The organism is Stenotrophomonas sp. STEN031, from assembly GCF_056759975.1.
In genome coordinates, this window is sequence record NZ_JBRREA010000049.1 from 1 (window position 1) to 13,920 (window position 13,920).

At 57.0% G+C, this 13,920-nt stretch carries 15 protein-coding genes and 2 pseudogenes; 10 read left to right on the forward strand and 7 right to left on the reverse strand.

Going from position 1 to position 13,920, the window contains the following annotated elements:
* The first annotated feature begins 262 nt into the window (after positions 1 to 262).
* Positions 263 to 619 (forward strand): restriction endonuclease, encoded by a 357-nt coding sequence (locus ACVOLQ_RS17485; RefSeq protein ID WP_481528799.1) that lies wholly within the window; start codon positions 263 to 265, stop codon positions 617 to 619.
* A gap of 67 nt (positions 620 to 686) precedes the next feature.
* Here the strand turns inward: ACVOLQ_RS17485 and ACVOLQ_RS17490 are convergent.
* Positions 687 to 991, reverse strand: a pseudogene (locus ACVOLQ_RS17490) (IS3 family transposase); the annotation flags it as partial.
* Positions 992 to 1,162: 171 nt separating this feature from the next.
* Between ACVOLQ_RS17490 and ACVOLQ_RS17495 the strand changes: the two are divergent.
* The 9 genes and pseudogenes from ACVOLQ_RS17495 (at position 1,163) to ACVOLQ_RS17535 (ending at position 9,772) form a co-directional block, all read left to right on the forward strand.
* The gene (locus ACVOLQ_RS17495; protein WP_481528783.1) at positions 1,163 to 2,290 is read left to right on the forward strand and encodes a hypothetical protein; all 1,128 of its coding nucleotides are present in this window, start codon (positions 1,163 to 1,165) and stop codon (positions 2,288 to 2,290) included.
* 291 nt (positions 2,291 to 2,581) lie between these two features.
* On the forward strand, positions 2,582 to 4,120 hold the full coding sequence (locus tag ACVOLQ_RS17500; RefSeq protein WP_481528784.1) for a J domain-containing protein: 1,539 nt from the start codon (positions 2,582 to 2,584) through the stop codon (positions 4,118 to 4,120).
* Positions 4,121 to 4,157: 37 nt separating this feature from the next.
* Positions 4,158 to 4,367, forward strand: a complete 210-nt coding sequence (locus ACVOLQ_RS17505) for a hypothetical protein (protein WP_199120821.1) — start codon at positions 4,158 to 4,160, stop codon at positions 4,365 to 4,367.
* 5 nt (positions 4,368 to 4,372) lie between these two features.
* Positions 4,373 to 5,248 (forward strand): hypothetical protein, encoded by an 876-nt coding sequence (locus ACVOLQ_RS17510; protein WP_481528785.1) that lies wholly within the window; start codon positions 4,373 to 4,375, stop codon positions 5,246 to 5,248.
* 190 nt (positions 5,249 to 5,438) lie between these two features.
* Positions 5,439 to 6,115, forward strand: a pseudogene (locus ACVOLQ_RS17515) (transposase); the annotation flags it as partial.
* Positions 6,116 to 6,182: 67 nt separating this feature from the next.
* The gene (locus ACVOLQ_RS17520; RefSeq protein WP_481528786.1) at positions 6,183 to 7,160 is read left to right on the forward strand and encodes a hypothetical protein; all 978 of its coding nucleotides are present in this window, start codon (positions 6,183 to 6,185) and stop codon (positions 7,158 to 7,160) included.
* A gap of 325 nt (positions 7,161 to 7,485) precedes the next feature.
* Positions 7,486 to 7,872, forward strand: coding sequence for a helix-turn-helix transcriptional regulator (locus ACVOLQ_RS17525; protein WP_481528787.1), 387 nt, complete (start codon positions 7,486 to 7,488; stop codon positions 7,870 to 7,872).
* 23 nt (positions 7,873 to 7,895) lie between these two features.
* Entirely contained in the window at positions 7,896 to 8,234 is a 339-nt protein-coding gene (locus tag ACVOLQ_RS17530; protein WP_481528788.1) for a hypothetical protein, read from the forward strand.
* Between the two features lie 65 nt (positions 8,235 to 8,299).
* Positions 8,300 to 9,772: a YfjI family protein gene (locus ACVOLQ_RS17535; RefSeq protein WP_481528789.1), complete on the forward strand. Its 1,473-nt coding sequence runs from the start codon at positions 8,300 to 8,302 to the stop codon at positions 9,770 to 9,772.
* A gap of 50 nt (positions 9,773 to 9,822) precedes the next feature.
* Here ACVOLQ_RS17535 and ACVOLQ_RS17540 read toward each other — a convergent pair whose 3' ends face one another.
* From ACVOLQ_RS17540 to ACVOLQ_RS17565, 6 genes are all read right to left on the reverse strand, one after another.
* A complete protein-coding gene (locus ACVOLQ_RS17540) occupies positions 9,823 to 10,584 on the reverse strand; it encodes a MobA/MobL family protein (RefSeq protein ID WP_481528790.1) in 762 nt (253 codons plus the stop codon).
* A 253-nt stretch (positions 10,585 to 10,837) separates the two neighbouring features.
* Positions 10,838 to 11,461 (reverse strand): hypothetical protein, encoded by a 624-nt coding sequence (locus ACVOLQ_RS17545; RefSeq protein WP_481528791.1) that lies wholly within the window; start codon positions 11,459 to 11,461, stop codon positions 10,838 to 10,840.
* Between the two features lie 95 nt (positions 11,462 to 11,556).
* The gene (locus ACVOLQ_RS17550; protein WP_481528792.1) at positions 11,557 to 12,483 is read right to left on the reverse strand and encodes a toxin-antitoxin system YwqK family antitoxin; all 927 of its coding nucleotides are present in this window, start codon (positions 12,481 to 12,483) and stop codon (positions 11,557 to 11,559) included.
* Between the two features lie 98 nt (positions 12,484 to 12,581).
* Complete coding sequence (locus tag ACVOLQ_RS17555) at positions 12,582 to 12,833, reverse strand: hypothetical protein (RefSeq protein WP_241898714.1); 252 nt, start codon at positions 12,831 to 12,833, stop codon at positions 12,582 to 12,584.
* A gap of 23 nt (positions 12,834 to 12,856) precedes the next feature.
* Positions 12,857 to 13,072: a hypothetical protein gene (locus tag ACVOLQ_RS17560; protein ID WP_099475926.1), complete on the reverse strand. Its 216-nt coding sequence runs from the start codon at positions 13,070 to 13,072 to the stop codon at positions 12,857 to 12,859.
* A gap of 22 nt (positions 13,073 to 13,094) precedes the next feature.
* On the reverse strand, positions 13,095 to 13,781 hold the full coding sequence (locus ACVOLQ_RS17565) for a J domain-containing protein (RefSeq protein ID WP_481528793.1): 687 nt from the start codon (positions 13,779 to 13,781) through the stop codon (positions 13,095 to 13,097).
* Between the last annotated feature and the right edge of the window lie 139 nt (positions 13,782 to 13,920).

The following is a 13,920-nucleotide window of genomic DNA, read 5'->3' on the forward strand; positions in this document are numbered from 1 at the left end:
GCACGGCCGTTTCGCTATGGCCCTGGGTGCCCCCCGCCCCCCACCCCCGCCCACACCCCCCGCCCCCCCCCCCCCCCCTATGCCCCCCCCCCCCCCCCCCCTTCCTCACTCCAATGGGGCTGCTAGAAAGGTTCTACGCAACAGAGGATGCGTTCGTTAACCAGATCTTCGTGCGCTCCACACTTCCAGCATGGTGCCGTCGGCTCTCGTCCTTTCCCAGTAGGGAGGCCAGCTTTTTTCGGGCACGGATCTCCAGCATCACATCTACGACTACGTCCTGACGGACTCCAATTTCGAGCGTCAGTTCGTCACGGAGCTGGATAGCAGCACCGACGTAGTGGTCTATGCCAAGCTGCCGAAGGGATTCTTTATTCCTACCCCGGTCGGAAACTACGACCCCGACTGGGCGATCAGCTTCAAGGAGGGCCATGTCAAGCACATCTACTTCGTCGCCGAGACCAAGGGAGCCATGTCCTCAATGGAGCTGCGGGAGATCGAGAAGACCAAGATCACGTGCGCCCACAAGTTCTTCGATAAAATGAACAAGCGATTTTCACCGGATAACATCAAGTACGGCGTCGTGGACAGCCTTGGAAAACTGATGGAAGTGGTCAAGTAATGGCAACACAAACAGAGGGAATTGGAGTTCCCAGGATCCAGTGGACACCTGACCGAGGGTGGCGATGCGCTGCCTCGAACTCTTCAGGACTGACCCCGCCTAGATGGCGGTGGCGGCGTGTTGGATTGTAAAACCCATCGATGTAGTCGGATATGTCCGAGGTCGCCAGGTCACGATTCGCATAGATACGCTTCTTGATCCGTTCCTTCTTCAAACTGCTGAAGAATGACTCAGCGGCGGCTTTGTCCCAGCAGTTGGCATGTCTGCTCATGCTTGGCTCAAGGTGGCTGTCTTTGCAGAAACGCCGTCATGCATAACTTCGTACTGCGAGCCTTGATCCGAGTGGATAAGGGTTTTTCGAGGACGTCTTCGTATTTGTTTGCGTTCATTTGTCCGGAGTGGGTACGTTGAGGAGAATATGACGCGAAGTCCCCCCAAGAGAGTCGAATCCGCCTATCACCGCACTCATCCGCTGGAGCAGCGACGCCCCATGATGCAAGCATGGGCTGATTTCGCCCTTCCACTGGTAGCATGAGATAGGCAATGCTCTTCGCTCTCCATATCGAGGTTGCTCACAAGCTTGTGGGCATGGCCCCCGCTGCGTTCTTCGAGTACGCCACGGGCCTGAACCACATGAACTATCGTCGAGGACGTGGCTACGCAGCCTTCATGGCCAAGCGCGAGCAAGTCGAAGCACATTCGGACTCGCTACTGCTGCGCATGCTCCAGAAACGCGGCGTCCCAGATGCCGAATTTCGAGGATTCAAAGAGGAAATCCCCCAGGGACACTCGGCCATCATGCTCTACGGGCTAGGTTTGCTCAACGAGCATACGTCACCACCAACCCGAGAACTGGTCGCCATGTTCGATGCGTCAGACAAACGGCTATGCCAGTTGTCGGACGCAGACGTGTCCGGCTTTTTCGACGAGATAGGCCCGCAGTCAGAGCTTGGGCCTGCCTACTGCGCAACGTTGGCGGTGGCGGGTATCCGAGGTCCCACGCTGGAGCTGACCGCACCTGAGCGGGCCGCCTTCAATCTGGCCCTGAACCGGCGCGCCAACATGGCGCTGTCATTCCTGGCTGCAGTGGACCACGAAATCGGGCATTGGATTGGACGGACCGGGGTGCCAGACGCCTTGGCGGGCCTCCCCAGATTTGCAGTGCTGTTGGCACCGCCTAGACCAACTCATCGGCGTCGCCATACCCCGGCTGACCCTACCGCGCGCCTCGTAGATTTCATTGGCGCCGTCGGCTACTACTTGCGCGAGGGCCGCTGGCCTGAGCGCCCGCTCCCTATCGCGGACATGGGCACCCAGGCAGATCTATCAGGGACACGGCTTGGCGAGGGCGATCGGTTCGTTCGCGGCTTGAGAAGTGGCAAGGCCCAGCTAACTCGAAAGTCATTCAGAACACTGGTCCACACCCAACTCTGGACCCCCAAGGCGAAGGCGTCTGATCTCGATGACCAAGCGGACCTGCTTGAAACCTACCTGGTGGCCGCACTCTTGTTGAGCCTACTCCTGCCAGACCACCCAACCACCGCGGGCCACATGGACCGCACGGGTTGGCGGGAGGCCTATCTGGGATGGTGGGAGCGGCATAGACACCGCTACCCACCCCCGGCCCCGTCGACAGGCCCACCGCCCCCAGCTTGGCTGATTGATCCGTAGTCAGCGCTTCGCAGGGGCGTTGCTGCGGTTGCCGCCAGACGGCATCCCAGGCTTGGTCGACGGCCACCCAGCGGGGCCTCGAGCGCCGCCGGCAGTCGAGCCGCCCTTCGAGCCACCACCGGCCTTCCCAGCCGATCCACCATTACCCTTTGCCATATTCGTCTCCTTGTTAGCCCCACACGGGGCAAGGAAAGCTTGAACGTTGGCGCACTCCGATTAAGCCCTGAAAGTTCACAGGTGGACGTTGCGCTGGTGAGGCTGGCGTAGGCCCCACCATGGGGCTTAACTGAAGTGTCCGTGTTAGCGGAGCCGGGGAACCTCCTCAAAAAAACCGAATTCCCGCCATTCATCATCGATGCTATTCTCTCAAACACTTTTGACGAAGAGTCAAAAGCTAGAAAGGAAGCATCAGGGGGATGCATGTTGGAAAAGGATTATTACGAAGTACTGGGAATCCGTCCCAGTGCGTCAATCGATGAAATCGACCTCGCGTACAAGGGGCGGCGGAGCCAGTATCACCCGGATCGTTACGCCAGTTCCGATTCCGAAACCCTCGCCTGGGCCACGGAAAAAATGAAGGAACTGAACGCGGCATACGCCATCCTGAAGGATAGGAGTGAGCGAGCCCGGTTTGATCAACAGCGTGGGAAGCAATCTGCCAGGCCGGCAGCTTCACCACCGCCCATTCCTGAGCCGGAAGAGCGCAGCCCGTTGCTGGATTTTCTTCAACGGTATGTACCGGACAATGAGTTCTTCCAGAAGATACATGTCGCTCCCAACATCCCGCAGAAAAAGTTGGGTGGCGCCCTGGAAAGCTATGGCCGTGGGCTGAGCCCCCGTAATGTCATCGCGCTGATCGACGACACCGTCTTCGGCAGTGCTAAAGAGGGCGTGCTTATCACGGAGCAAGAGCTCAGGTTCAAGGCGATCTTCGAATCCCCCTGCTCGGTCCAGGTGGAAAAAATCGGCAGCATCGAGGCTTATAAGAGCAAGATCACGGTCAACGGGCAGGAATTTGGCAAACTGAACGTGCCGGACTCAGATGAAGTCCATCAGTTCTTTGACTTCTTCAATGCCTTTTGTCAGCAGCGCCACGCCGATGCGCCGCGCGAGACCAAGCACAAGCGCCCGGCTTCTGCCGGAACAGGGCACCAAGCCCTCACGCTGCTGGAAAAGGGCTACTACAAGAGCTTTGAGCAAAACATAGACAGGAGGATCAGGACTACTCAAGGAGCGGAGCAAGCGGTCCTGCAGCTCGCCAGCCGGCTTCTGCCGATCTCCCTGTCGCTTGCAGACTGGATCGAATCGGAGAGCGGTGTTCCTCGCGAACTGCGCTCACTCTGGATGAGCGACGCCATTCGCTTTGAGCTCCTTATCTACTCAACCGCTGCCGCTGAGCACTTGATCAGAGCAAATATCCCGGACGGGCGTGACTATGCGGATGAGATTGCAGCAGCTACCGCGACCACCCTGCTGATCGAATGCATCATCGAGGTCAGTGGTTTCAGTGAGATCCGAGGTCTCCACAAGATGGAAACCATCCAGCAAGAGCTGAGGAAGTCGGGATTCTTCAACGAGTTCATGCGCAGATGGGGCCGATACAAGCTCCTGATATCAGAAAAGGATGCCTCCGGCCTGATTGATGAGTTCGAGCATTCCATCCGCTCGCCCGCACTAATGGAGCTCTACCCAGTGACCGCTTTCGGCAACGAGTTCTTGAGTTTCATGCACGAGGCAACAGATAGATATCTGCCCACGAATGCCATTCCCGGATTTCTGGATGACATCGATGACGATATCGAGAGCGCGCTTCTTGAGTGGATCGCCTAGTGCCAATAAATGACCGCTTCGAATCCAAGGAATGACCGTGAAGAAACTGGCCGCACTTTATTTCATCATTGCAATCATCTTCGCTTTCTACGGGAACTGGTGGGGCGACGACGCTTACAGGGGCTTTGCATACAACCTGGGCAAGTCAATCATCTGGCCTGCAATTATCTTCCCGTCGCTGGGGAAGATACTCGGCGGCATTGTACTGCTTGGCGTACTCGGCCTGGTCCTGGCATCGAAGAAGTGAACCACATGACGAAGAACGCAACAATCATCCTCATGGCGATGATCGTCTCGATGCTGCTTGTGGCATGCGACGGAAAGTCGCGAAGCAGATATGTAGCCAGTTGTACCGCTCAGGGCATCCCGAAGGAACTGTGCTCGTGCACGTACAAGGAGCTGAAAGGCAAGTTCAGCAGCAGCCAGATCGACGACTATGTTCGAGTCGAGAAGCTCCCGGACCGGGAATGGAATGGGGCAATGGTCGACGCGCTTGAGAGCTGCGGGGTCGGTAAAGAAGCCACCTTCATAATGAGGCGCGCATTTGGGCTTGACCAGCCGGCAGACCTTCCCGATCCGGCACTTGCTAAGCCCCCTGCAACGCCTCAGCAGGATTCTCAGCTTCCCCTGCAAGAACCCGCTTTCTCACAATGCGGAAAGGACGCTGACTGCAAGGGTGACCGGATATGTGAGTCTGGCCAGTGCATGGCACCTTCCAATGCAGGTTCCATTCAGTCACCTGCGGAGCCTGTGCACTCGTCGCTATCAACTGACGCGACGACATGCACAAATGCTGAGCGACGGATCTTCAGCTGCACCACCACAAACCAGAAGGAGGTAACGCTGTGCGATTCCGGCTCGGCACTGCGTTACATCTTCGCGCGACGTACGGAGAAGTCCGAGATGAACCTCTCTGTCCCCCACAGCATGGTGTCAGTGGCACGAACTTCCTCGATGAACACGGTTAGAATTCCTACAGGAAATACGGTCTACAGCATCTTCGACCAGATCGGCGAGAGTGGGGCCCGGGAGGCGGGCGTCGAAGTCGAGATCAATGGCCGTCACGCCGCAACAGTTCAGTGCACGCCATCGTCCGTCGAAAACCTGTTCGACAACTTTCGCCCATAGGGGAGCGCGGGCGGGAGTTCTTGTGTAAATATTATTTTTCCCCTAAGGAGTCACCCTTCAAACTGGATGGGATATCGGCTCAAGTCTGCCTTTCGATTATTATCGGGTGAGGGCGCATCATGGCAATCCCCCCGCAGATTAGCTGACGCCAAAAGTGGAATTTTCTCGTACCCTTTTCCGAGGAGGTTCCATGAGGACATCCCGTTTCACCGACAGCAAGATCATCGCGGTACTCAAGCAGGCCGAGACGGGCACGCCCGTGCCGGAACTGTGTCGCGAGCACGGAATCAGTTCGGCGACTTTTTACAAGTGGCGCAGCAAGTTTGGCAGCATGGACGCATCACTGATGTCCCAGCTCAAAGAGCTGCAGGAGGGGAACCGGCGCCTGAAGAAGATGTATGCCGAATCGCAGATGACCGCCGAAGTACTCCGCGAGGCGATGGCAAAAAAATGGTGAGGCCATCTCAACGCCGGGAGATGGCCAAGTGGGCAGTGGCGAACAGGGCGCTGAGCATGCCGCACGCCTGCCAGGCGTTCGAAGTCAGCCAGACCTGCTACCGCTATCAAGCCAAAGCGAGCGAAGAAAACGAGCGGATAGCTGATTGGCTTGTCCGGCTGACCACGGCCTATCGCGATTGGGGATTTGGCCTGTGCTTCCTGCACCTGCGCAACGTGAAGGGCTTTGGCTGGAACCACAAGCGGGTGTATCGCATCTATCGGGAGCTGGAGTTGAACCTACGGATCAACCCGAAGAAGCGGCTGGTGCGCGAGCGACCGGAGCCTTTGAAGGTGCCGGAGACGATCAACCAGTTCTGGTCGATGGACTTCATGCACGATCAGCTGGCTGATGGCCGCAGCTTCCGGTTACCGTTACAGGTGCCAACTATGAACTGCGCACTCATCTAGCTCTTTGATGACTCACACCGAGAACAGAATGAACGTAACAAAGACAAAGAAGCGGGAGAAGAAACTGTCTGCGGAAGACCTGGGTAGTGTTTACGACCCGGACTTCCCAAGCACCCACTTCTTCTACGAATACGATGGCGAGCGAGAAGTTCTACCAGGGAGGATGGTGTCTCATGCCATTCTTCTATGGCACGAGCAGATGTTTGCGAATCCACTGGACGATACGAGCGATCTTTGGGAGTTCGCCGCCTCACTGTTGGAGCAGGATGAATTGCCGGGGATGGGCTCCAAGCTTGAATGGTTGCGCTTCCAAGTCGTGATTGGAGCATTGTCTCCTAAATCCTGGAACAGCCTGGACCCGTACCCATATAAGGGAATGCTTATCGCGGCCATCTACATCCAAGAAGCACGGAGGCTTTGTGAAGAAGAAGATCCCAGTGACCGACTGTGGCATGTCATCACGATGGCCTACTACAACCTCGGCCTGAACTCGCGCCTGAGTGCAAAGAAGACCTTTGCGTACTACTCCGCAAAGGACAAAGCAGAAGACTCGGAGGACCGTCGAGTCTATGTACTCGAGGTTCTAAAAAGACTGCAGGGCAACCCAAAGATCACCAGCATCGAGAAAGCCAAGGATGCGGTTATCGACTTCATATGCACCCACAAGAACAAAGACGGTGACCTCGCACTCCTTGCTGCGTTTGAGAAGCTTGATCACTATGTCCCAGAGGGCAACAAGCACAACAAAGACAACAACGCAATGGACCGCCTGAGGAATACGCTCGACGACTGGGCACGCCCGAATGGGCCTTATCCACAGATGGCAGAGGCCTTCGCTGCCTTCCGACGCAAGACATCCAAGACAGCCTCATCTCCGCCCTCAGCTCCACGAAGTACTCAAGAAAACATCGAGATCTCTACCAAAGAGTTCCATACAAGAATCGTGCTCACTGGATCCACCGAATTTGAACGCGTGCTTCACTTTTCTCACGATACCGATAAGTGATCAGGGCCACCTAAGCCCAATGCACTTCACGACTCCGTTAGGAACAGAGCGGCGCCCCCCCCCCCGCCTTCACTAGGGGGAACCGTCGCAGGCACCTCAGCTGAGAATCTCGCGTCCAGAATGAGGCCAACACTTTGGGCCGAATCCATTCCAGCACGCGGCACCTTATCTCTCATGAAGCCCAAGGGCGACTTCAATAACCACTTTCACGCAAATGTCAACCCCGTCAAGGGTTGACCCGGCAAGTTTTCAACTCGGCCCGCATCAGACTTTCTCATACCGGGAAGCACATCGCTTCCCGGACTAACACAGAGGAAATTCTGAAATGCAGCTCAAGTCCACTTCTCCGTCCAACGTTTCGCCCGCGACTTTCCGTGAAGCGCGCCGCGCGACCGCATTGCCGCCCGACGAAAACCCTCAGGAACTCCTCGAGCGCCTCAAGGCGCTCCTGCACACTTCGCCGCTCGGCTTGAATGAGAACAATCGTGCTATTCGATTGCCCGAGGTCCTGCACTTGCTGGGCATTGGCAAGAGCACTTGGTACGAACGCCTGAATAGCAATTCCCCCAACTACGACCCGACCGCTCCGAAGCCGTTCAAGCTGGGCAGCAGCGTCCGCTCGCCGTCGGTTTGGTGGCACTCGGAGATCCAGGCCTACCTTTCCATGCGCGCTTCCATCACTCGCAACGCTGCGAACGAGGTCCGCGCGTGAGTACATCTATTAACAATGCGCTGTTGGGCAACAAGTCCTCCCTGGAAAAGCTGAAGCTCTTCCTCGAGGAGGAGATCAAGAACAGCAAGAACCAGAAGGTCATCGACTTCGCTGAGGCCTACCCGGTGATCGAGCAGCACCTTATCGCCAGCATCCCCCAGAAGCTGATGCTGGAGAAGTTCAACGCGGCGTACGGACATAAGGTGCATGCCCCTCAGTTCCGCAAGATGCTGGAAGCGGAGCGCGCGCGGCGCAATGAGAACGGCGAAGTGATCGCGTGCTCGCTGTGCGGCGCGTCGTCTCGGTGGATCAAGGAAGAAGCTACCACCGCAGACGCTGCCCCTTCTGTCACCAACAGCTAACTGCGTCTACTCAACCTCCTCGGCCCCGGCTTAGAGCCGGGCGCCACCTTCTGGATCAATAGAAAATGAGCACCACGATCGATTTCCCGTTCCACAAGCTGCCGAACCTACGTGAACTGCCACTGCCGATCTTTCAGTCGGCAACAGAGGAGGCCACTCGACTCCTCATGACCCCGCCCAAGATGGCCATCTACAGTGCGCTCGCAGTTTGCGCTGGCGCAGTTCAGATGCTGATTGATGTTGAGAAGCCTGCCGGCGGTGTGGTCGGAACGAATCTTTACGTTCTTCAGGAAGGTAAATCCGGTGAGCGTAAGACGACTGTTGACAACTGCTTCACTCGCTCCATCCGCACCTTCGAAAAGTCCAGGAAGGGTGCGCACGACGCTGCTTATGCGCTTCACTCAGCCAAGTCGAGTGTTTGGATGGCAAAGAATCGCGCACTTCTGAAACTGTTGGAGAAGGCCGAGGAACTCGGCGATGACACGACCACGATCGAGGAGAGACTAGTTACGCACTCGCTTGCAGCACCAGTGAAGCCGCCAAAGATCAAACTGATCTTTGACGATACCAGCATGCAAGCGCTGAAGAATGGTTTGGATCAGTTCCGTAGCGCCATGATCCTGAGCAGTGACAGCAAGAAGCTGCTCAACAACCTGCTGATCGCCAATGATGCGGACTTCAACAAGTTCTGGAGCTGTGAGGACGTTGCAGTAGATCGCGTATCCGGACCGAGCTACACCATCGACGATGCACGCCTGAGTGCTTCGTTGATGATACAGACCGAAGCGCTGGCCCGAATCATGCGCGGCAAGGGAGCAGAGGCGATGGAGTCCGGACTGTTTGCCCGCTTCATCTTCAGTCACGACCGAAGCACCCAGGGTGAGCGAATCATTGACATCACCGAGGACCGCACGCCAGCTATCGATGCTTTCAACGCGAGGGCTGCGGAATTCCTTGTTCAGGTTGAGGCCGCCGTTCTGAACGACGGCTTCAAGCGCAGTACGTTGAAGTTCTCAAATGAAGCTGCTCAGGCATGGACCCTGTACTTCAATGAAGTGGAGACGAACATTAAAGCTGGCGGGCGCTACGAGAATGCAGGTGATCACGCCTCGAAACTTGCAGATAACGTTGCCCGCGTCGCGGGGGTTCTGCATGCCTTCGAGGGTTACCAGGGCGAAATCGGAATGGCTGCAACGCTGAGTGCGATCGCAATTTGCCACGAAGCGTCCAAGGACTACCTGGAGCACGTTGTTCCGAAGGACCAGAAGGAACTGGATGCTCTGAAATTGTATGACTGGCTGAACAGTAACGTGCGTAGCCCCCGAGGCCAAAGGGTCAAACGCTATGTGGACTTGAAGGTGATCAGCAACCTCATGAAATATTGCCCGCTCAAGTTCCGAGGAAAGCATCTGCATGAGCTTCTCGGGATCCTCGACGCGAAAGGCTATCTGACGATCCATCACGGGACGCACGGCCGTGGCGGCACGGCAGCAACCATCGAGTTCCGGACTACCGACCACACCTGCCATCGCCCCTAGTTGGGGCGATCCTCCCACACCCCGCTAATCCTGCTAAACCTTTAGCAGGATTAGCAGCTTTTATCGCCCCCACCATCAAAAAGTGGCATTCGGCCGGCGACAGGGCGCATCCCTGTTCGCTGTCCGATGTACCTCCCCTTCTGACCATCGGTCATCCGACGGATTGCGGCCGGTCCCAAATGACGCTCTGGTGGCTTATCGACGCCCCTGTCGTAGTTGCTCCGATGATCAACTCGTGCAGCCTGCCCGGCTGCCGCTAGCGCCTGATTCTGGGCGTCTGCGATCCGTCCTCTGAGCAGACGAAGATCATCTCCCATTTCCTGTGGTGTTCGACCGCCGCGCTCCTTACGACACCCTCCCCGTTCCGGGTTCTTACTGTTGTACCGGCGGAAGAACTGCTCCGGTGGACGCGGAACACCATCAGGCTTTCGAGCCGAGAACATCAGGTGCATATGGGGATTTCGCACCCCTGCCAACGTTGACAGCGGGTCATGGATCGCAAGTTGTCGAGGTAGCCCTGGCGCAATGATCTCCGCCAACTCTCTTGCCAACCGTCTGTTTTGCTCGTTGGTCAGCTCCTGGGGCAGTGCAATGATCGCCTCGATGTACGCGGCGCCGTTCTCGCGCTCGTAACTGTCCGCCGCCTTCCACAGTCGGATTGGTTCGTTCTCGGCCCAATCTGGCATGTTGTCGTAATCCACAGATACCAGATCGTTCCGGCTCTGCCACTTTCCTTGTCGCGCATCGTACCGCGAATGCTCCGTAGCCGTTCCTTTCTTTCCAGTACTGAACTTTGCAAAGTAGGTCGCCATCTCCCCTCCTATTGTTGGCAAAAAGAAAGGGCCGAGGACATATATCCTCGACCCCGAGTTAGTCTCCCTTGGTGGCGAATCATCACCTACCACTGAGAAACGTTATATGCGCTTACTCATTCCCCCCTCCCTTCTATTGCATCTAGTGCATGTCGTTGGCTGAGGGTTGTGTAAGTACTAGTGGCCGGCTTCTCTCATACCTTATGCACCTAGGAGTAAGAAACTACTCATCACGCTCCGAGCATCAGTTGAATCAGTAGGCTGCACTGACAGGCTTAGCCTCAATCAACTTCCCTCTTTGAAGAACGTAGCTCACATTCTTCTCCACTGAAGGACAGCAGGTGGCATCGTCAGGTCCCTGTACCAGGACCTTCATCGCAACCACTCCTTCCTGGACGATGAGCCCCTGAATACCTTCGCCGTACCCAGACACCGGCAGCGAGTCGGCATACATCAATGCACCACCTTCCCTTACAAAAACACCCAGGTGCGTGGCGTAGGCGTTACCGCCATTGGTCGCCTCCAGTACAAACAACACGGCCTTATCGCTGACACCGTCGCCATTGAGGTCACCTTCAGCGAACTTCCTCGCTTCTACGTTCTCATCCGCCTGATCGAAGATGAAAGCCTGCCGAGCCAGTGCTTCATTGATGATGCTCTCATCCGACGCAGCTACTGAGGGCTCTGCTGCGATCTGAGGCTCCGCCAGCGCAGGTGCGCAGCTGACGGCCTCCGCCTGTGTAGCCGTCAAACCTGCCGGCACTTCGCATCCGGCCAGGTTGATGTCACCGGCCTGGGTGAGGGCCGCTTCCTTCTTGCAACCTCCCAACGCCAGTACGGCCCACGTTGCGCCCACCAACATACCTACCTTCTTCATACCCTCTCCTGGAGTCGTTTTGGAAAAAACTAACCACACGCATGGAGCGGGCGTGCTTGTGCACGCCCGCTATCTGCTCTCACTACCGCGTCAGGTCACTTCCCCGATCCGTCGCAAACAATGCAATCCGGATCGATACTGCGGGCAATTTCTCGGGCTCTGACAGCTGCTTCTCGCTGGGCCGCCGTCTGCGGGCGGATTGCTTTGTATCGCTTCTCCGCCTCTGTAAGCAGAACATCCTGCTTGGGCGTCAGAGCGAAATCATCGCTTTCCGAGATCGAGCGATGGAGCGCCCACATTTCCGGTTCCGTCAGGTATTCCGTGCCGTCTTGCAGATAGTGGGTCTGTGAGACCAGCTTTCCGCCCTCGTACATGCCCCGCTCCGAGACTGCTCCGTTCTCTTCCCAGTAGGCCTCCCACAGCCCTACAGGCACGCTACCTTTGAAGTTGGCCTTTACCTTGACCTGGCCGTTGAGGTAGTAGCTGATCGCCTCTCCTTCCAGACCATTGTTCACAGCCGTCGCCTGGTAGGAGAGCTGTCCGGGCTTTTCTGCGAAGTAGATCTTGATCGGCCCTTCCACGCGGCCGTTCTGCATTGTCAGGATGACGCCAGGACTCCCCGTCTTCGTGTGGAACACTGTCTCCCCATCCAGACCGCCGTCAGTCCGCTTACCTTCGTAGGCGACGACCTGTGACTGCGGATAGCGGCAGATGTACTGGCCACCTACCAATCCTTCTTCCACCTCCACATCGCAGACATAATCCAAGTTGCCCAGCAGTGCGGTCATGCTGGTGGGCTGATTGGTGTTCAGGTTCTGAAGGATGGTTCTCAGAGAGCCCAAGAGCGGTTCGAGCTGCTTGTGCGGCACACCGGTCACACGTCCGTCGAATGGCTCGTTGGAGCCTGACTCGTAGATCTTGCCGTTACTCAGCTCTGCGTTGCGCCAGTCCAGAACTGGTTTACTGCATCCACCAAGAAGAAGCGCAGCCAGCATGGCTGCAACGTAGTTGATACTTTTCATGGAATTCCTTGTCTATATGGTCGGGCGGCCGGCATTCGGTCGTCGGAGGTAACGAGTGTTACTGTCGGCGGCCTACTTCGAAGGCAGGACGTCAGGCGCTATCGCGGGTTCCGACACTGGCCCGCAGCAACGAACAGCTGCTCGGCGAAGTCGGACGGTGGGTGGCCCTGTCTGTTGATGGCGACCAGCCCCTGCTCCCCGTAGTGGTCCTGCAGCTTGTCGATGGCGCATTTGCAGTTGGACTTCGGCGCGCCGCTGCTCATGCAGTTGTCTATGAACTGGCCCCGGACCTTGTCCAGCTCGCTGGTACAAGCGCACAGAGCCAGCGGAATGAACGCAATTGTGAGCATTTTTCGGATTCTTGACCCCATGCTTATCGCCTCCTCACAAACACGAGCAGGCAGAAGATCACCACTATCCAGACCACGCCGCCGATCATCTTTCCCACCGAGGGGAAGACCACTGCGGGCCAGATCAGGCCCTGCCCCAAGTTGTAGAAGAAGCCCTTGTACGCGTAGCGCCCCCAGATATCGAAACAGATGGCCGCGATCAGTACGGTCACGCCGTATAGGCCTATCAGGTACTTCATGTTATTCCCCTGTTGGTTGAGATCAGTTGGTTTCTTGCAAGTAGTGGCTGACGGCTCTGAACAGCCGTCGCAGGTCATCGGCGTTGGGAACACTCAATGTGATGAAGGGCTCGCCATGGATTCGGATATGCGCACCATGAGCGGTGATATCGTTGAGGCAGCCCAATAACCGGATCTCTGCCTGCTCGAACTTGGCCTTGCACCGAATCTGGGTTTCGGTGATCAGTACTCCCTCTCTGGCACCACCGAAGACGGTGTCGTCGATGAGCACGACAACGTCCTGGGCCCGCAGCCTCTCCCCGTAGCTGTCCAGGGCTCCCTGGAGCTTCTTCCTTGGGATATTTGGAGCGACAAACACCCGCTCAAAGGGCTCATTGCTGAACTCAAGCCCTTCCAGGGCTTCTCGGAGTGAGCGGTGCGGTGGAGGCTCTGGGGCCTTTGCTCGCTCCGTCCGGGGATCTGGATCAGCGGGCCCGACCGAGGCTTGGGTACGGTCGAAGCGCTCGCGTTGGTCCGGGTCTTTGAGGACGGCATACGCCCTGTTGACCGCCTGCATCTTGGCAGTCGCCCATGCCACGGACGACGCGTCTCCCGCAGCGTACCGATCAGGGTGGTACTGGCTCCGTCTGCCCTTGTAGGCCAGCTCAATTTCCCAGAGGGGTGCCTCGGGGCGTACCCCGAGGACTTCGTAGTAGTCCTCTTGTGACATTTGGATATCTGTCAATCCTTAGGCGCACGCGCCTCTTGAAAGGTCTGATTGGTTGCTATGGGATCGGTTGGACAAGATCACCGCCTCACGATTTGCCATAATGGCAAATGTGATGCGATGATGAAACAGGCAGACTTGG